Origin of the sequence: Pseudomaricurvus hydrocarbonicus (assembly GCF_011602365.1) — a bacterium.
GTDB lineage: Bacteria > Pseudomonadota > Gammaproteobacteria > Pseudomonadales > Cellvibrionaceae > Pseudomaricurvus > Pseudomaricurvus hydrocarbonicus.
The window spans coordinates 383945-404073 of record NZ_JAAONZ010000002.1 but is presented as its reverse complement, the minus strand read 5'-3'; the positions used below and the strand labels follow the sequence as shown (position 1 = coordinate 404073).

The following is a 20129-nucleotide window of genomic DNA, read 5'->3' as shown; positions in this document are numbered from 1 at the left end:
ATGCGACAGCTTCCGCTGCAGACTCTCTGCATAGCGTCATCGCTTGTCGTCCATTTCTTCTTTTATTGGGCTGACGGGAGTGACTGGTCGGTTTCGCTCTATGAATATTCAGGATGTGACAGCGTAGTCTTCACTCGCAATCCGAAAGAGGCAGAATTGCACTTTTTACAACACACGGTATTACTTCGCCGGAAATCCAGTCGATACCACCGTGATTGCTTTCCTGGTCGGCGTGTCGTCGCATGACTTGTGCGATTACAGGCTAACGGTATCCACTCAACAACAAATTTATGAAAAGGTTTTTCAAAACGCTATGGGAACACATCTAGGCGCATTTGATTATGATGAAGCTTTCTCCCGGAATCTGGGTTGGGTTACCGAGGATGAGCAAAAGGTATTGCAAGCCAAGCGTGTTGCCATTGCCGGAGTAGGCGGCGTGGGCGGCATCCACTTGCTGACCTTGACACGCTTGGGAATTGCTCATTTTAATATTTCGGATTTGGATATTTTTGAGCAGGGAAACTTTAATCGTCAGGCGGGTGCTTATATGCAGAATGTAGGCCGCCCGAAAGTAGAAGTGATGGCCGAAATGGCGCGAGGCATAAATCCTGCCATGGACATTACCATGTTTCCTGAGGGTATCAATCACGACAATATTGATGCTTTTCTGGACGGCGTGGATCTTTATATTGATGGGCTGGACTTCTTTGTGCTGGATATCCGGCGGGCGGTATTTGCCGCCTGTGCTGAAAAAGGCATACCGGCCATTACTGCAGCACCGTTGGGCATGGGCACCGCGCTGTTATGTTTTATGCCTGGCAAGATGACGTTTGAAGAGTATTTCCGCATGGAAGGCCATGAGGAAGATGAGCGCCAGTTACGCTTCCTGCTGGGGCTGTCACCGTCGATGTTGCAAATGGGGTACCTGGTTGATGAGAAACGCATCGACCTTGAGGCGCAAAAAGGACCGTCGACGCCCATGGCGTGTGAGCTGTGCGCCGGGATTGCCGCCACCAACAGTTTGAAAGCGTTGCTCAATCGTGGTGATGTTGTTGCAGCTCCCTGGGGGCTGCATTTTGACGCTTACAAAAATAAATTAAAGAAAACCTGGCGTCCGGGCGGAAATGACAATCCCATACAGAAAATTGCGTTAAAGATCGCGCGCAAGCAGTTGATGAAAAAGCGGGCTCAGCAGACCACCGAGGGCTCCGAAAACTTAGGGCCAGAGATAAGCCGTGATATGGACCCTGCACTGTTAAGGATTCTGGAGTTGGCCCGCTGGGCCCCCAGTGGCGACAATACCCAGGTTTGGGAATTTGAAGTGCTGGAGCACAACCGGTTTGTCATTCACGGCAGCGATACCCGGGACTGGTGCGTGTACGATCTGGACGGGCATGCCAGTCAAATTGCATTGGGAACTTTGCTGGAAACGATTGATGTTGCCGCCAGCGCGGAGGGCATGACGGCCGAGTTTAATCTGCGTCCGGATTCTGATGAGCGGCTCCCTGTCATTGATGTTACGTTACAGAAAAATGCTCAGATCCTTCCGAGTCAGTGGCTGCCCTACGTTAAAGTCAGAACTACACAACGACGGCCGTTTTCCAGCCGAAACTTGACGCCTTCGCAAAAAAACCAGCTTGAGCAGGCAGTGGGGGAGCAATACCAATTGGTATGGATTGAGGGCGGCAAAGCGCGTTGGGCGATGGCCAAGCTGTTATTTCGCAGCGCCAGAATTCGATTGACGATCAAAGAAGCTTATGACGTCCATACCCGGGTAATTGAATGGAACAGTCGTTACAGTGAAGACCGTATTCCGGATCAGGCTGTCGGTTTGGGAACTGTACCTTTGAAGTTGATGCGTTGGTCATTGCAAAGCTGGTCGAGGGTGGAGTTTCTGAATAAATTTATGGCCGGCACTTGGTTGCCGCGCCTTCAATTGGATTTAATGACCGGTTGGTTTTGTGGCGCACATTTCATGTTAATGGCGAAAACCCCTTTGAGCACTTTGGAAGATCGGTTAGACGGTGGGCGGGCGCTTCAGCGATTGTGGTTAGAGGCGACTCGCTTGGGGTTGCAGTTTCAGCCTGAGATGACACCGTTGATTTTTACCCAATACAGTCGGGGGAAGAAGCAATTCAGCTCTCGTGATGAGGCTATGGGTGAAGCCGCAGAAATAGCGGCGGACCTTGAGCAGCAGGTCGCGCCGGATGTCGCAACTCGCGGGGTGTTTATGGGGCGGCTGGGATGGGGGCAAGCCCCTGTCGCCCGTTCCATCAGAAAACCTCTGCGACGTTTACTTAAATCGTCTTAAGGGCTTCTCTGTCAGTGTTTTTGATTGTGTCAGGTTATTTTACAAAACATTAAAAACTGCCTTTTTGGGCGAAGTAGGTTTTCAATGAAACTATCGGCTTATCAGGGAGTTAGAGTAACAAGTTAACGGTTGGCACAGTGCATGCATTTCTATCAGCGTGGTGGAGAATTTGATTGGTTTGGGATTGCCACCTTACTGGTAAAAAATAACAGGAGATAGAAAGCATGAAAACAAAACACCTGCTCATGGCTTCTGCCATAGCATTCAGTCTGGGAAGCGCTGGAGCCTCGGCTTTCTATTTGCCTCCCGGTGACGGTACAACCGCAGGGGCAAAAGCAGAAGATCAGTTATTGGATTGGCACATTGACAATGACGGTGACGGCCTCATCAGTGTCGGCGATGTCCTTTTTTCGGTGTTGGAATTTGGCTCTATTGAAGACGTTTACGCTGCCAACGGTCTGGATCCGGTTCAGAATTTGGATGAAGCCAATGACGAGCTGGTGGCCATCTCGACCATTGAAGTGACTGGGGTCACCGGGCTTGGTGCCGCGGGTACTCGTGTTGATTTTGGTCAGTTTGGGACCACCTCCATGGTGCAGATGTTCAGCTTCGGCAGTACCACGGATCTGGATATTGGTACGTTCGTCAATTGTACTACCATGGCCACATGTAGTGCTGCGGTAACTGACGGCACCCCATGGCTGGAACTGACCGTTCTGGATGCGGATGATGAGTGGTTTTTCATCTCCGATATTGGTGGCGCTTTGGATCCAAGCCAAATCGCCGCAGCCAACTCCAGTACCGATTTTGGTACCGTTAACTTCTCCTTAAGCGAGGTGGCTGGTACCAACTTCACCGGTTTGACATTCGGTGATCAGGATCTAACCTGTGGGTTGTTTGCGTGTGCAGGCGATGGCCTGGCACTGGTGACGGGTAATGCCAATGTCGTCGGTGGTGGTGGTCTGCCAGCTGGCTTGGGTGCCTTCGCTCGCGGGGACACCGATGTCAACTTTAACGTGACTACTGTGCCAGAGCCCGGTTCGTTAATGCTGTTGGGTATTGGCTTCCTCGGCATGGGATTGCTGGGTAGAAGAAAGTCATAGTTCATACCATCATCTGTTTCATCACAGACGATACCTGAAAAATCCAGCGCTTGCGCTGGATTTTTTCTATACTCAATAAACCCGTTAGGTTTATTGCTTTTAGAACCTTGGTGGATTGAGGTTATAACTTAAATAGATATCTTGGTTGTCGCTAATGGAATCCCAGAAACACTAAATAAGGAATGTGAATGATGAGAAATTGTTGGGTCACTTTGGCAGTGCTGGTGTGTTCGCTGATGTTAATGTCCTGTGATTCTACCCAGAGCGAAAGGTCAGACCTGGCGAGTGCGAAAAAGTATTTCTCGGAAGGTGATTATGCATCATCGACAATTGAGTTAAAAGGTGTACTCCAGTCCAACCCTAATAATACCGAAGCGCGTCTGTTATTGGGCACGATTTATTTTGCTGAAGAGGATATGCCCAGTGCTGAAATAGAAATTGAAAAATACATAGAACTGGGTGGTGACGTGGATGTGGCGTTGCCACTACTGTCAAAGATATTGGTTGAGCAGGATAAAATCCGTAGTCTGCGGGATCTGGAGGTTAAGAATCTATCGGATGACGCTAAAGCGCTGGTTTTTGCTTCACAAACACTTGGCTTGGTGTCGGGGCGTGAGCCTGTATTTGCCGAGGAGAAACTACGACAGGCTGAAGATCTTAACTCTGCAGATGCCTATGTAAAATTTGCGCGCGCAAAATTTGACCTGTCTCAAGCCGATGTCGATATAGGCGAAGTGCATTCTTTCGTAGCCAGTATCGTCAACGAAAGCCCGACATATGCACCAGCGTGGAAGTTGTTGGGTGACATTGAGCAAATGAGCGGCGATCTGGAAGCCGCGGAAAGCAATTACACCCGAGCGATTGAAAACAGTGTGAGAAATCTGCGTGCACATTACAGTCGGGCGGTCGCGCGTTTCAGGATGGATGAAGTTGACAGGGCGTTCGAAGATGTCAAAGTGATTGAGGGCTACGCGCCTAAAAGCGTGATGTATCACTATCTGAATGGCCTTTATTGGTTTTCCAAAGGCGATTACAAAGTGGCCGTTGAGTCTCTCAGCGTGGCCAATGAAACAGGCTTTTTTCCTATCACTGATTATTATCTGGCCATGATACACCTGGCGGAAGGTAATGATGTTTTGGCTGAGAGTTTTGCGAAAAACTATTTTGAGCTTGCGACTGAAGACCTGAGAGGTAGAAAGCTATTGGCCACGGTCTATCTTAAGGTCGGAAAACCTCAGGACGTCCTGAAACTTTTGTCGAGCATCGACGAAGATCCGGAAGTCTTGTCGCTGATGTCTCGGGCCCATCTGCAACTGAATCAGGTGGAAGAATCAGTAGCCTTGCTGACGCAAGTATCTGAACTCAAACCAGAATCGCCGAAAGTACAGATGGATTTGGGCAATAGCTATTTGATGCTGGGCAATAAAGAGCTGGGGTTGCAGCATCTGCAGGCGGCTATTGATTTGGATAACAGTTTGGATGAAGCTGATGTGTCCATGGTGGTTGGCCTGGTAAAAGTGGGTGAACACCAAAAAGCGATTGAAGCCGCACAGGCTTATTTGGCTAAAAACCCGGATAATTATATTGCCCATAATTTAATGGGATTGTCTCGTTGGAAGGCGGGCGACACTGCAAGGGCCCGACAATCTTATCAAAAGTCTATAGCGCTGAACCCTGATGACTCTGCCGCACATAAAGCGTTGGCAACAATGGCGATGGAAGCAGATGATGTTGAACAGGCTAAAACGCATTATCAAAGCATGCTTGATATTAATGACAATGATTACTTGGTAATGATGAAATTGGCCTTCATCTATGGGGCGCAGAAGAACGATCCGAAAATGGTTGAATATTTACAGATGGCTATCGATGCGGTGCCGAATGAAATACAGCCTAGGGTAGTATTGGCACGCTATTACTTGTCTAAAGGAGAGCCGTTAAAAGTAGACGTGGTATTGTCGGCGTTGCCTCATGAGAAAAAGAGCGACCCAAGTGTGTTGAATGTTTCTGCACGCTCTCACCTTGCGACTCAGAATTATCAAACTGCGGCTCGAAAACTTGAAAAACTGGTGAGAATTCAGCCGGATTCATATTCCAGTCACTTTTTATTGGCGAAAGCGTATTCAGGCTTAGGCCGTAAAAATGACGTAGAAGCAGAGCTGCTGCAAGTGATTCAGCTGAAGCCGGACCATTGGACGGCGAGGGTGGGGTTGGCCAGGTTGTATTTTGAGGCGGGACAATTGGAGCGGTCCGCTGAACAAATTCAGCAAGTCGAATCTTTCAGTCCGAATAATGTCGATGCGTTAAAGGTGAAGTACGCAATTTCCAAAGCCAAAGGCAGCGCAGAGGACTCGGTAAAGATTCTAAAGCATATTTATAGTTTGGAAGAAACAGAGAAGAATTTGATCGAATTGGCTTTGGCTGAAAAGATGTCTGGTAATCGTAAAGAGGCGGAGTCTCTTCTGAATGCATGGATTGAACGTCATAAAAACTCTGTTGAAGCCAGATTGGAGTTGGCCAATCTGATGTTGGAGGATGGGAAAAAGCAGGAAGCGATAGGGCACTATAAAAGTACGTTGATGATTGATGATAAAAATTATCAGGTTCTGAATAATATTGCGTGGAATCTGTTGGAGAGTAATCCCAGTGAATCTCTCTCGTATGCAAAAAGAGCGATAAATACAAATCCAGATTCCCCTGTGGTTTTGGATACGCTTGCGTTGGCGTATTTGGAAAATGGGCAGCAAGATTTGGCCAAGAGTACAGTTAACAAAGCGTTGCTTCGCTCTCCAAACAACCCCGAAATTATTTACCACAGCGCAAAAATAGATTTGGTGTCTGGCGATGTCTTTTCGGCTAAAAAGACATTGGTGGATCTTTTGGACAAGTACCCTTCTTTTTCTATGAGAGATGAGGCAAGCGCTCTTTTAAATGAGGTAAATTCGAAGATTAAATGATTGTGGTTGTCGAGGTTGTCGATTTTATGGTTGATTCAGTGTTATCAACTTGGAAGGCTATCAGTGCCCGCAGTACGTATTTTAGGATGAGGTCATCTTGGTCTGATGGTCTTTATTTTCGGATCTTGTCCAAGGGTGTTGGGATTTTAGGTCAGGGAGTTCCGTCTAAAGAATTGGTTGCACCGTATTGAATTTATGGATGTTGTTGCGGCACAACTGATTTTATATTTTCGTTAAAAAAGGATGCCTATGAAAATTACATGTTGGGTCGCTGCGCCCATATTGGTGTGCTCGTTGTTATTGAATGGATGTGATCAAACAACGGACGGGATGAGCTATCTGGATAGTGCAAATCTGTATTATCTGGAGGGGGATTATGCCTCTTCAAGGATTCAGTTGAAAAAAGCGCTTCAGTCTAACCCTGAAAATATAGAAGCCAGATGGCTGCTGGGCAGTATTTTCTTTGCAGAGGAAAATATGCCCAGTGCAGAGTTGGAACTTGAAAAGTACATTGAGTTTGGCGGGGACGTCAATCTGGCTTTGCCAATACTCTCCAAAATATATGTAGAGCAGAATAAGTTAAGGAGCCTTAATCAGATAGATCTTTCGAATTTAGTGGCAAAACCAAAGTCAATGGTGTTGGCGTCGCAAAGTCTTGGATTGCTGTCTGCTGGTCAAGTCCAGGAGGCGGAGTCGAAATTGCGTCAGGCCGAGGCGCTGAATTCAAACGAATCTTATGTGAAATTGGCTAGGGCTCAAATTGATCTATCTAAAGCGGGCAATGATATTTCGGAAATTCAATCATTGGTAGAGTCTGTTGCGAGTGAAGATCCGTCTAATGCACTGGCGTGGAAACTGTTGGGAGATATACGCCAGATAGATGGTGATATGTTAGAGGCGGAGGCGAATTACACCAAGGCGATTAAGTACAGTGCCCGAAATATAAGGGCGCATTATGGGCGTGCAATTTCTCGATTTAGGATGGAAGAGGTTGACAAGGCTTATGAAGATATTGAGGTTATAAAACGCTATTCCCCCAAAAGTGTGATGTACCAATATTTAAATGGTGTCTATCAGTTCTCAAAAGGTAAGAACAAGGCGGCAATAGAAGCGCTTTTGGTAGCGAATGAAACGGATTATTTCCCCATCGCTAATTACTATCTTTCGTTAGCAAATTTAGCCGAAGGCAATGAGATGCTGGCTGAGAATTTTGCCGAAGAGTACTTTGAATTCGAGCCTGAGGATCTCAGTGGAAGAAAACTGCTGGCGGGTCTTTATTTGAATTCTGGTAAGGCTAAGAGCGTTGTGAGGATTTTAGCCCCCTTAACAGAGCAAGATCCCGAAGTCATGTCGCTTCTAGCAAGGGCGTACCTCGAACTTGGTCAAGTTGAACAATCAGTAGAGTTGCTCACCCAAATTTCAGCCGTGCAGCCAGAATCCCCGAAAGTACTCATGGATTTGGGTAATAGCTACATGATGCTGGGAAACAAGAAAGAGGGATTGCGTCATCTTCAGTCGGCGGTTGCTCTGGATGACGGTTATGATCCAGCCCACGTGTCTTTGGTTGTCGGTCTGGTTAAAGCCGATGAGTACAACAAAGCTATTGAGATTGCTAAAGCGTATCGGGATAAAAATCCAGGCAGTTACGTTTCGTACAATTTATTGGGGTTGGCACTGTGGAAGTCAGGAGATATAGAACAGGCAAAAGAGGTTTATCAAACCTCAGTATCTTTGAATTCCAATGATACAGCCGTGTATAAGGCACTGGCCGGAATTGCTATGGAGCAAGGAGACGTCGCTCTGGCGGAACACCATTATCAGAAAATGCTGGATATCGATCCTAAAAACTATTGGGTAATGATGAAGTTGGCATTTATCAATAGTGCTGAGGAGGATAATGCGCAAATGATCAAGTACCTGAAGATGGCTATAGAAGTGGAGCCGGAAAAGGTAGATCCAAGAGTCGTATTGGCACGGTATTATTTGTCCAAATCAGAATTCCTTAAAGTAAATGTGGTGTTGTCGGGATTGCCACAAAAGAAAATGAGAGACCCTGCTGTTCTTGAAGTGTCGGCAATATCCAGGTTTAAAGCCCAGGACTATAAGGGGGCTGCCAGAAAGCTGGAGCACTATACCCAAATCAATCCGGATTCTGTCGCAAACAACTACCTGTTGGCTAAAGCGTATGCAGGAATGGGGCGGAAAAAAGCCATGGTGAAACAGCTTCAGCATGTGATTGAAATGAAGCCGGATTTCTCCCCGGCAAGACTGGATTTGGCTAGACAATATTTAACCGAGAAAAAACTTGATGATGCACTTGAACAGGTTTTAGTGGTTCAAAAGTTGATCCCTGACAATTTGGATGCCTTAAAAGTGGAATACGCTATAGCTAAACTCAGGGGTAATGGAGAGGTGTATACGGATATTCTCCAACGAATTTACAGCATTGAAAAAACAGAAGACAACCTCATTGAGCTGGCCCGTGTCAAGAAGATGTCTGGTGAAAGGCGGGAGGCAGAATCACTGCTAAATGATTGGATACAGAACAATAAAAAATCCATTGGCGCCAGACTGGAATTGGCCAATTTAATGTCCGAAAATGGGCAAAAAGATAAGGCCATTGAATATTATAAAAGTACGATTTTAATCGATGGTGAAAATTATAAGGCGATGAACAATATTGCCTGGAACCTGCTGGAGAGTAACCCGGCCGAATCACTGGAGTACGCTAAAAAAGCCGTAGATAAAAACCCGGATTCGCCGATGGTACTGGATACACTGGCGTTAGCGTATTTGCACAATGGCGAAGAGAAATTGGCTCAAAAAACCGTGAAAATGGCACTGCGTCATTCACCCAATGATCCTCAAATAATTTACCACAGTGCAAAAATTGATGTGGTTTCCGGTGACGTGTCTTCGGCAAAGAGAACCTTGCTTGATTTACTTGATAAGTACCCGGAATTTTCAAGCAGAGAAGACGTCGCAGCCCTTTTAGCCGAAGTCACTTTAAATTCCGAATGACAGTTATGGTAAACATGACTTCAATAAAGAATAAGCGTTTTGCGTGTATATGTTGAACAGATATTTGTTAACGAATGGTACCCTATGTCAATTAAGATAAAGATTGCCCGAACTGCGAAAGAGCTGGACGATGTGTTTAATCTTCGTTACCGCGTCTATGTGGAGGAAAAAGGCAGATTCGAAGGGGGAGCTGCTGAGAACCCAAGAGTCGTTGATCATTTTGATTCAGTGCCTGGGGTAGTGAATATTGTTGCGTATTCAGACGGTGAAGCTGTTGGATCAATGCGCGTCAACGAGGACACTGAGATAGGGCTCCCGGCTGAGGTGTATTTTGACTTTTCTGAGATACGCCAAAATCTGACTCGTAAATTTGAAAGTGAAAAGAGTAACGAGGGAGTAAGGCCTGTCTTTGTCAGTGGGGGTATGTTGGCCGTTCATAAGGATTGGCGCAACCGGCGTAATGTCATATTTGCGTTGTTTAAAACCGCCATTGGCGTAATGCACGACATGTGTGCAAGTTTTGTGATCTGTTCAATCAGTGAAGAAACGCTCCCAATGTATGGCCGTTTGGGGTTCAAAACTGTTTCCAAAGGGGAGTGGAAACCGGAGGTTGGAGACAATATGATCGCTATTGCCGCGCCCTTCAACAAAGTTTTCGATTGGGCGTTTGGTAAAATCAGCAAGTCTGTGGATGAGTTTTGGCTGGACAATTTCTGTGGCCAATTTGAGCGTATCTTATTGTCACCGGGAGAAGTCCTTTTTAACCAGGATGATCTGGCAAATCATACTTACGCAATCGATGAAGGTTGGATTGCAATTTCACGAGAAGACCCCAATGGCAACGAAATGGTGTTGGCGAACTTGTCCAGGGGCGCGCTATTTGGTGAGCTGGCAGTATTTGATGGCGAAAGGCGTTCTGCCAAGGCCTCTGCTTTAGTCAATACCGAGCTTATTTCAATCGAGCGGTCACATATGTTCGAAATGCTCAAAAAGAATCCGGATCACATGGAGCAGCTGTTAAAGCACTTTGCGAAGCGTGTGAGAGATACGGACAATATGGCCATGGTGCAGGCGTTTGCGCCACAAACCGGTCGCGTAGAATTTGCTTTAAACGAGTTGTGGAAATCTGCGACTCCGAGTTTGAAAAACCCCAACCATAGATCCATCAAAGTGGGCCCAGAACAAATAGCAAGGACATCCAGGGTGCGGGAAGATGAAGTCAGAAAGGTTCTGGAAATGAAAAAATCGCAAAAAGTACTGGATTATGGCGACAAGGTGGTGAAGTTTTTTAGGGATCCTGAGTCTGACAATGAATTGGATAAAGACAATGACTCACCTATATAAAAGTGAGTCTAAATAAAGGGTTGCGCTATTTTATCCATTTTACTTTCTTCCTGGCATATTTTCTTACATTGTTCTATATCAGTGGTCTTCTGAAAAGATTGGTCAATAAACTTTGCATTGGATTGTAATGTCAAACCTCTAAACTATAGTTAACGGTGTCGCATACTTCTCAGTCTCTAATTACCTGTCTTGGGGATCTGTACGTCTTTGGTGTGTAAGGAGATAGTCAGATAAGGTTTAGCAGGTTTGATGGAAGTCGTTGTTTATCAAGGATTTGGGAATATTGATAATGCCTCAAACTAAGGTGCAAGTCAGAGAAAAAATTACGCCAGAACTAGAACAAAAGGATTTTTTTAAGCCTTTTGTTTCAGAAAGTGTTTCAGAAGAAAAGCCTTACCAGAAACGGAAGTTTTCCCGTACTCAATTTTTGAGAGGTAAGTTTAGAGTTGCGGGACACTATGTCCACATTGAATACATATGGTTGGCCATGGTCGAATGGGCTTTGTCCTTTGTTGCCTTTTCTGTAATGAGTAGTGGCTTGAGCGTGGAAACTTCCGGGCTGGAATTTGCCTTGGAAGGCATCATTTTCTCGAGTCTTATTGTCATATCATTGGCTGCAATGGGGTTGTATGACACGCGTCAAAGAAACTCTATGTTTGACGTTCTTTTGCATGTCTTGGCCTCGTTAATCTTGTGCATCATTTTCATGGTTTTGTTGAAGGTCTGGTTAACGGATGGTCGCTGGCCATTCTCGCGCATTTTGTTGGGAGTGTCCTCTTTAGCTGCAGCATTCATTGGTATTCGTTATTTTTTCGACAAGTACATTGATGGCAGGCTGTTGCGCCGGAATGTATTGGTTCTGGGTACCGGCGAACGAGCACACAAGATTGAGCGGTTGCGAAGAAAGACCGATCAGCGTGGTTTTAACCTGGTGGGTTTCGTGCCATCGATGAGTTGTCAAAGTTATTACGTTGACCCGGACAAATTACTGAAGGTTAATAATATCTGCGAATACTGTTTAGCGCATGATATTGATGAGGTAGTTATTGCTCTGGATGACCGGCGTCATGGTAATCCCTCCAATGATCTGCTGGACTGCCGTATGAGCGGCATCAGGGTGATAGAAGATCTTGATTTTTTTGAGCGAGAGGCGGCTATGGTTCAACTGGACTTGATTCATAGCGGTTGGTTAATCAAGTCTCATGGCTTTACTAACAACTACTTGTCTTACTTTTTAAAAAGAACGGTGGATATTGTCGGTGCCATCATATTAGCAGTGGTCTTTCTTCCTGTTATGCTCATAACGGCCATCGCCATAAAAATGGAGTGTGGATTAAAATCTTCGGTATTGTATACCCAAAAAAGGGTGGGGCGAGCAGGTAGGCTCTTTACAATTTATAAATTTAGAAGCATGCGTGAAGATGCTGAAGCGGATGGAAAAGCTCAGTGGGCTTGCAAAAATGACTCTAGAGTAACGCGGGTCGGTGAATTTATCCGAAAATACCGAATCGATGAAGTTCCTCAAGTTTGGAATGTGTTGATAGGGAATATGAGTCTTGTGGGTCCCCGGCCTGAGAGAAAAGAGTTCGTCGATTCACTGGCAACGCTTAATGATTTATATCTTGAACGCCATCGCGTAGCGCCTGGATTGACAGGCTGGGCACAATTACATTATCCCTACGGAGCCTCCGACAAAGACGCTATTGAGAAGCTCAAATACGACCTCTATTATATTAAGAATCATGGTCTGTTTTTGGATCTCTACATCTTGATCCAAACAGTGGAAGTGGTTATTTTCAAGAAGGGTTCGCGCTAATCATTACTTTCAGGTGACCGGCAATGTGTTTCTGTAAAAAATAACAACAAAAACGCTTTAACATTAGCCGGTTACGTATTGGTTCTAAGTGTCAGGATTGACACTTAAAAATAACAATTATAAAAAGTGCTATTCAATTCCCTACGCTTTCAAATTGTATTTTTCTATCATATTGTAGAGTGTTGGTCTCGTGACTCCGAGATTTTTGGCCGTTTCAGAGATGTTGTCATTAGAGTGGTTAAGGGCTCTCAATATAGCGCTGCGTTCGGCTTCTTCACGAATTTGCTTCAGATTGAGCGGCGTATTATTTTGTGGGTCAAAATTGATTTCCAAATCCTCGGCCGTGATTTGACCGTTATCCGCCATGATCACAGAGCGCTTTATTCGGCTTTCCAATTCCCTGATATTACCTGGCCATGGATAATTCTCTATAGCTTGTATGGCATCTTCGGAAAAGCGTTTTGTCCCTTTACCCAAGTCAGAGCAGTATTGGTTGAGGAATGTCCTGGCCAAAAGTAGAGCGTCTCCATTTCTATCTTTAAGTTTTGGAATGTTGATGGTGATTTCACTGATCCGATAGAACAAATCTTCCCTGAAGCGCCCATCCTGAATGTGAGTGGTCAAATCCTGGTGTGTCGCGCATATAATACGAACATCAACGGGAATCTCTTTTCGGCCTCCCAGGCGTTCCACGACACGTTCCTGTAAAAATCTGAGTAATTTTGCCTGGAGCTCCAGAGGCAGGTCACCAATTTCATCCAGAAATAATGTACCCTTATCTGCATATTCGATCTTCCCCGGGGTCTGCTGAGTGGCACCAGTAAAGGCACCTTTTTCATAACCAAAAAGTTCACTCTCCAGTAAATTTTCAGGTATCGCGGCACAATTTATGGCAATCATTTTCTGGTTTTTACGGGTGCTCAAATTATGAATAGCTCGGGCAAAGACCTCTTTACCCGTACCGCTGGCACCGAGTAATAGGGTGGTTACATCACAGGGAGCCACTTTTTCAACGGTGCGGCATACTTTGAGTATCTCGGGACTAGAGCCAATAATACCCTGTAAAGGACCTTCTTTTTGGTGGGCCTGAAGGCGCATGTTTTCCTGTTCTAACTCAAAAACACTGTAAGCACGGTTTACCATCAATTTAAGAATTTCTGCATCCACCGGCTTTTGATAAAAATCGTAAGCGCCCAGCCCGATAGCTTCAACCGCATGGTCTCGATCATGGTCACCGGTGACGACGATGATACGGCTTAAGGGTGAAAGTAATTGTATCTCCTGCAGAGTCTTCATCCCTTCAGTAACCCCCCCCGGATCAGGAGGAAGTCCCAAATCCAGAAGAACGACTCCAGGAGGATGTCTTCTCACCATGGTAATGGCTTCTTCTCTATTACTGCTTATGGCCACCTGAAAATCATCAAAGCACCAGCGAAGTTGACTCTGTAATCCAGGGTCATCTTCAACAACAAGCAAATACCGATCGTTTCCGTTCACATAAAGCTCCTTTGTATTGTTTGTTCACTGTCCTTTATTTCTGAAACGTTTTCACAGTCGTTATCGAGATCATCTTGATCAGGGTTCACCTCAAGTTGCCTTGGCAACGAGATGATGAATTGACTGCCTTGACCGTTTACACTTTGTACACGTATATCGCCTCCCAGTGAATTGATATACTGTTTGCTTTCAAACGCACCGATACCCATGCCCATCAGTCCTTTGGTGGAGTCAAAGGGCTTGAAAAGTCGCTCCTTGATGAAGTCAGCTGACATTCCCTGACCTGTATCTGATATTAGAACTTGCAACTGAGTCTCTGTGGATGTAAGTGATAAGTGAACCCTGCCGGTATCCGGCGTTGCCTCCTGGGCATTTTGTATCAAGTGACCAAATACATTTTTCAGTTGGCTGTAGTTCGCTGAGACAAATTCTTCAGAAGGCAAGTCAGTAAGGGTGGGTTTGGGATTCCTGACCTTACTTTCGTTAACAACTTCTGACAGTAATTGCGTAATAGACACGACTTTATTAAGTTCACCTCGACTGCCTCGTTTCATTTGTCCTAAAAGCCTGGTCATCCTTTCAACAGAGTTCTCGATGGTACGCAAAACATCGTCCACAAATTCCTGTTTGTGACGATGCTTTTCTGAGTTGGAGATGATCAGAGACTGTTGAGCCAATATGTTTTTTAGGTCGTGCATTACGTATGTTGAGAGTCGATTATAGGCTTCAAATTGCCTGGCTTCCATTAAAGCTGTTTCAGATCGATATTGCGCCAGGTGTATGGCGGTTTGCTGGCCCGCCATTTTCAAAAGATCACGGTCTTCCCAGTTCAGTGGTGTGCTTATGTCAGATTTCTTTAAAAGCGCAAAGCCTAAGATCTTATTTTGCAAAATGAAGGGCGTGATCAGCCAGGCATTCGGGATTGATGTTAACCACTCCGGCAGGGTCAATGGAGAATATTTATCTGGCTTATCCCTGAATTCATCCATATCAATGACCCAAAGGGAGCTTTCGAGAAATTCATCCAAAGACGTCAGGTCTTGTAACATCCTTTCATAGTTGACTTCCGGTTCTGGAATGTTCCAGTGGCTGAGCAGCTCGTAACGCTGGTTTTGATCCTTACACCACAGCAGGGCTCCAGAGCTGTGAACCAGGCTTGCTATCGCCTGGCAGCTACGCTGTGGGACATCTCCCTCGGTATTTGCAAGGTTGTGTGTAAACTCAAGCCACTTTTGACGGTAATCATATTTATAGCTGTAGAAATGCTTACTGAGCAGTACATTAAGCGTTTTTCTCAATTTATGGGAGAACAACAGTGAGGCTAACACCAGTCCAGAGCCGAACAGAAACATAATCTGCAGGAGGCTGCCCCAGCTGCCGCCAACATAGCGCACGTAGTAACCCATTGCGGACATAAGGAGTAAATAAAGGCCGGTCCCGACCACGGTAGCCGATTGCAAGACGATCTGTCGCGATACGTGAATGCCGAGATTCAATTTACTGTATCGTGCGGCCGAGACAGCAATGAGTGGGATGGTGAACGCGTTAACCACGCCACGCGCCTGCCAGAGTTGGCCATTGATGCCTTCAAACAGAAGGCTTTCACTGTACATGAAAAAATCATAAGCAAAGCACGACCCAATTCCTAAACACAGGAATTTAACCACCCATCGCTGCTCATCCGAGCTATTGCGCATGATTAATTCAATTAAGCCCAGACCAATGATATTCAACAGGATCAGCGTTGATATCTGCACAGTCCTTGGCTGAACATAGATCAACGTCTGGGTATAAGCCGTCAAGCTGGGCGCGATCACTGCCAGATAACTCAGCAGGGCGATTACAATAAGCCCAGCCAGTTCCATCCCTTTCGGGTAGGCAAACACCTCGTGTGATGAATCCCGGGTCTTGCTGGTAATGACCCCCCAAAGAAAGAAAAACCAGGCGGCGTATCGCAACCACTCTAGTGACGCTGCGAGTGCGCTGGGAATGTTGAACAAATAATACTCCAGGCTGATTTGCAAGGCCCAAAGAGCACTTAACGAAGACGCGATGATTAAACGAGGTCCATGGTGTTTTTTTCGTGACGATGTCATAAGCAAGATCGTCAGCACAAAAAATCCCAGAAAGGCCAGTACATAACTGTAAAAGCCAGGAGAATAAATCATAAAGGTGTGGTGGTTACCATGTTATGAACTCTGGCAAACGCGGTTTTGGCTACAACCTGGGTGTAACAGATTGTTTGGGCCTGCAACGCCGTCATTAAATTTTCCAGCTGTGTCATGGGCTTTTCGCGTCGTTTGATTGAATTCTTTTCAGCGTCTTCTACATTCTATGAGTGACTGTGTTAAGGCGTGGCAGTGTCATACCAAACAAAGTCAGAAAAATAATTATAGCCCTTGTCGCCAAAGTCATTGTTTAGGTCAGGTTTTATAAATGCATTGCAACATTGCATATATACTATTTTTCTCTATAAGGAAGTATTAATAGTGTTTCTGTTCTACCCTTTCAGTGTAGAACACATTTGTTTGTAAGCTATTGTTATCTAAATATATTGATGGAAGATGTAATGTCATATTCACAGGCCAGGAAGACACTGCTGTCAGCCCCCCGGACATGGCTTATCACCGGAGTCGCCGGATTCATTGGTTCAAACCTATTGGAACAATTACTTGATCTAAATCAGACAGTTGTAGGATTAGATAACTTGTCAACGGGTTATCTTGCAAACCTGGAAGACGTTCGGTGCTCAGTGGGTGAAGAGAAATGGCGAAGGTTTACGTTTCATCAAGCTGACATTTTGGATCTTCCAAGTTGTATGGAGGCGGTGTCGGGGGTAGATCTCGTATTACATCAAGCGGCATTGGGCAGTGTGCCCCGCTCCATTGAAGATCCTATTGCGACTAATGCGGCCAATGTGAGTGGCTTCTTAAATATGATGGTGGCGGCCTGCAAGTGTGGCGTAAAGCGATTCGTTTACGCAGCCTCTTCCTCGACCTATGGGGACCATCCGGGACTGCCAAAAGTAGAAGAGCGTATTGGCAAGCCCTTATCACCTTATGCGGTCACTAAGTATGTGAATGAGTTATATGCCGATGTATTTTTTAAAACATATGGTTTGGAATCCATAGGGCTTCGATATTTTAATGTCTTTGGTCGACGACAGGATCCAGCCGGAGCTTATGCGGCAGTGATACCGCTTTGGTTTGGCAACTTACTGGAATCCAAGCCTTGCTACATAAATGGCGACGGCAATACATCCCGAGATTTTTGCTACATTGAAAATACCGTTCAGGCCAATATTTTGGCGGCGATGTCCAAAAATTCAGAAGCTATAAATCAGGTCTATAATGTAGCCTTCGGAGGCAGGACTACCCTGAATGAACTACATTCTCACATGCGTCAAATGGTGGCGGCACTCAGTCCTCAATCAAAAGGTTCAGACCCTATTTACCGGGAGTTTCGCAGTGGCGATGTGAAGCATTCACAAGCTGATATCTCAAAGGCGACCCGCTTACTGGGCTACCAACCTGCACATGGGGTTATGGAGGGATTGCAGGAAACCGCTCAATGGTTCTGGGAAAAAAAGAATTCACAAATGGATAGCCTTCAATCTTCGATTGGGCTGGGTTAATAAACATGGCTTCTGCTCATCCAGGACTAAACACTTTACAGCCTGGTGAGATTCGAAGCGCCTGGTAGGGATTTTTTATGGAAGCAGTAGCAATTGTTGGTTTGGGGTATGTGGGTCTACCCTTGGCCGTTGCTTTTGGGCGAGTCACAAAGACTATAGGATTCGACCTGGATGAGACTAAACTGGAGCATTACCGGCAGGGGATTGACCCCAGTGGCGAGGTGGAAGCGGAGCGCTTAAGCCAGGCCAAAGAGTTGATTTATACAAGTGATCCCCGAAAATTGACAGAGGCGGACATCATTATTGTGGTCGTGCCAACCCCAATTGATGAAGCACGCCAACCTGATTTGAAGCCGCTGGGTGGTGCCTGCCAGACCGTCGGCCGGCACATGAAACCGGGCGCCACGGTTGTGTTTGAATCAACGGTGTACCCAGGGTGTACTGAAGAATATTGTGTGCCAATTCTGGAAAAACATTCAGATTTGGTCTGGCTGGGTGCTGCAAGCCAAAAGCAGGAAACTAACCAGGGCTTCTATGTTGCGTATTCCCCCGAGCGAATCAACCCCGGTGATAAAGAGCACCGTCTGGAATCCATCGTCAAGGTGGTGTCAGGGGATACCACTGAGACTCTGCAGCGTGTTTCGTCATTATATGAAAAGGTTGTCCACGCGGGCACTTACTGTGCCAGCAGTATTAAGGTGGCTGAAGCAGCCAAAGTCATTGAAAATACGCAACGAGACTTGAACATTGCCTTGATGAACGAATTGTCACTGATTTTCCACCGCCTGGACATCGACACGGCGGATGTTCTGGAAGCCGCAGGGACAAAATGGAATTTTCTGCCCTTCAGACCGGGGCTGGTCGGAGGACACTGTATCGGGGTGGACCCATACTACCTGACACATAAGGCCGAGGCTGCGGGTCATCACCCTCAGGTTATTTTAGCGGGGCGGCAGATAAATGACAGTATGGGAAAGTTTATCGCCGAGCAAACGGTTAAGTGTTTGGCCAAAAACTCGAAACCTGTGAATGGTTCGAACGTTCTTGTCCTGGGGCTAACTTTTAAAGAGGATTGCCCTGACCTCAGAAACTCACACGTTGTAGACATTATTGAAGAATTGAAAGAGTACCGCTGTAACGTTCATGTTCATGACCCCCTGGCGTGCCCACAGGAGGCGATGAAGGAATACGGTGTGCAGCTGTTGTCGTGGGAATCGCTCCCTAAAGCCGATGCGGTGGTTTTGGCCGTACCTCATAAAAAGTACAAAACGTTACGAGCAACCGATTTTCAGGCATTTATGGTATCGGGCGCTATACTTATGGACGTTAAATCCTGTGTAGATCGGAATGACCTAAAGGCGAGTGGTATTGATGTCTGGAGGCTTTAGGCGAAAACCTAGAACCAAACTTCATTAATCGTCGATATGAAATTACAGCCTGTTCAGCACTGACGTCAATTTTTTTTACAAATTGGTCATCAAGGTAGAGGTAATCTTCAGGTTGAGATTAATTTATCAACCAGATCAATGAGTTGTATTACCGGAATAAATATTGCTTAAATTGGATCATCCATGACTTGTGTGGTTGTGTGTATGGGAAATGGATAAGCCATCGTACTATCGGACATTGAATATGAATGATAAAAGTAAAAACAACCCTGAGATTGACAATTCAGAGAACATCGATTCACTGAAAAGTGAGGTGAAAGGGGTTTCGAGGCGAAGCGTCACGAAAGCCGGTGCAGCAGCGCCGTTGCTTTTGTCTTTTTTGGGGCGCCCGGTGTGGGGGGATGGCTGTACTATATCCGCCATGGGATCTGCCAACACTTCCGGTCGAAACCCGATTGACTGTGAAGCGCGTGGATGCTCGAAAGAATACTGGAAGAGCAATATCGCTGCTTGGGACAATATCCCTTATTCACCCGGTGTGTGCGCACTTTCTGATGGCGCTAATTGTTTGGAGTGGAATACGGAAGGTGGAACCACTTTTCAGAGCGTGTTCGGCTTTCCTCCGGGCTCCGGTGAATTCAGTAACCCTGAAACGATCACCCTGTTGGGCATTTTGCTGGAGAGTGAGCTAAAGGGCTATGTGAATAATTACTACGCTGAATTGGTGACGTCGCTTTTGAACAGTGGGCATGAATATTACGGAGCGGATGAAGAACAAATTGTGTCCCTGGCTAAAGCTGTGTACAGCAACCTTCCTTATGAAGGTCAAATGGTGGATGAAGCTACCGCCAACGACTGGTTGAGTAGAATGAATTCACAAGGAGACTGCTTCTTGCTTTCGGTAGGTACGGCCGAACCTGGTTATGTCATCGCAGAACAAAAGCCGATCCCCTGTTGCCGTATAGGAGAGCAGTTCGATATGGTGACGGGTCAATGTATCAACGTGGATGACTGGCAGGACGGCGTGAATTTAAGGTTGGATGAAGCGGGGAGCTAAG

At 46.0% G+C, this 20129-nt stretch carries 11 protein-coding genes; 9 read left to right on the top strand and 2 right to left on the bottom strand.

Features of this window, described 5'->3' with window-relative positions; all coding sequences use genetic code 11:
• Window positions 1-313 precede the first annotated feature (313 nt).
• The 6 genes from G8770_RS24330 to G8770_RS04030 all read left to right on the top strand — a co-directional run bounded on the left by G8770_RS24330 (window position 314) and on the right by G8770_RS04030 (window position 12552).
• Window positions 314-2311: a ThiF family adenylyltransferase gene (locus tag G8770_RS24330; RefSeq protein WP_167182020.1), complete on the top strand. Its 1998-nt coding sequence runs from the start codon at window positions 314-316 to the stop codon at window positions 2309-2311.
• Between the two features lie 224 nt (window positions 2312-2535).
• Window positions 2536-3414, top strand: a complete 879-nt coding sequence (locus G8770_RS04050) for a PEP-CTERM sorting domain-containing protein (RefSeq protein ID WP_167182017.1) — start codon at window positions 2536-2538, stop codon at window positions 3412-3414.
• Between the two features lie 188 nt (window positions 3415-3602).
• Window positions 3603-6371 (top strand): XrtA/PEP-CTERM system TPR-repeat protein PrsT, encoded by a 2769-nt coding sequence (prsT, locus tag G8770_RS04045; RefSeq protein WP_167182014.1) that lies wholly within the window; start codon window positions 3603-3605, stop codon window positions 6369-6371.
• A gap of 249 nt (window positions 6372-6620) precedes the next feature.
• A complete protein-coding gene (gene prsT, locus G8770_RS04040; protein ID WP_167182011.1) occupies window positions 6621-9392 on the top strand; it encodes an XrtA/PEP-CTERM system TPR-repeat protein PrsT in 2772 nt (923 codons plus the stop codon).
• Window positions 9393-9476: 84 nt separating this feature from the next.
• Entirely contained in the window at window positions 9477-10736 is a 1260-nt protein-coding gene (locus G8770_RS04035; protein ID WP_167182008.1) for a cyclic nucleotide-binding domain-containing protein, read from the top strand.
• Between the two features lie 289 nt (window positions 10737-11025).
• Entirely contained in the window at window positions 11026-12552 is a 1527-nt protein-coding gene (locus G8770_RS04030; RefSeq protein ID WP_167182005.1) for a TIGR03013 family XrtA/PEP-CTERM system glycosyltransferase, read from the top strand.
• 141 nt (window positions 12553-12693) lie between these two features.
• On the opposite strand, the gene prsR is transcribed toward G8770_RS04030, so the two are convergent.
• Window positions 12694-14049 (bottom strand): PEP-CTERM-box response regulator transcription factor, encoded by a 1356-nt coding sequence (gene prsR, locus G8770_RS04025; protein WP_167182002.1) that lies wholly within the window; start codon window positions 14047-14049, stop codon window positions 12694-12696.
• Window positions 14046-16217 carry an XrtA/PEP-CTERM system histidine kinase PrsK gene (prsK, locus tag G8770_RS04020; protein ID WP_167181999.1) on the bottom strand — a complete coding sequence of 724 codons (2172 nt, stop codon included), beginning with the start codon at window positions 16215-16217 and terminating at the stop codon, window positions 14046-14048. The genes prsR and prsK overlap by 4 nt, the downstream gene beginning before the upstream one ends.
• 401 nt (window positions 16218-16618) lie before the next feature.
• Between prsK and G8770_RS04015 the strand changes: the two genes are divergently transcribed.
• The 3 genes from G8770_RS04015 to G8770_RS04005 all read left to right on the top strand — a co-directional run bounded on the left by G8770_RS04015 (window position 16619) and on the right by G8770_RS04005 (window position 20128).
• Window positions 16619-17683, top strand: a complete 1065-nt coding sequence (locus G8770_RS04015) for an NAD-dependent epimerase/dehydratase family protein (RefSeq protein ID WP_167181996.1) — start codon at window positions 16619-16621, stop codon at window positions 17681-17683.
• A 77-nt stretch (window positions 17684-17760) separates the two neighbouring features.
• Window positions 17761-19071, top strand: coding sequence for a nucleotide sugar dehydrogenase (locus G8770_RS04010; RefSeq protein ID WP_167181993.1), 1311 nt, complete (start codon window positions 17761-17763; stop codon window positions 19069-19071).
• Window positions 19072-19315: 244 nt separating this feature from the next.
• Window positions 19316-20128: a hypothetical protein gene (locus tag G8770_RS04005; protein ID WP_167181982.1), complete on the top strand. Its 813-nt coding sequence runs from the start codon at window positions 19316-19318 to the stop codon at window positions 20126-20128.
• Window position 20129: the final 1 nt, after the last annotated feature.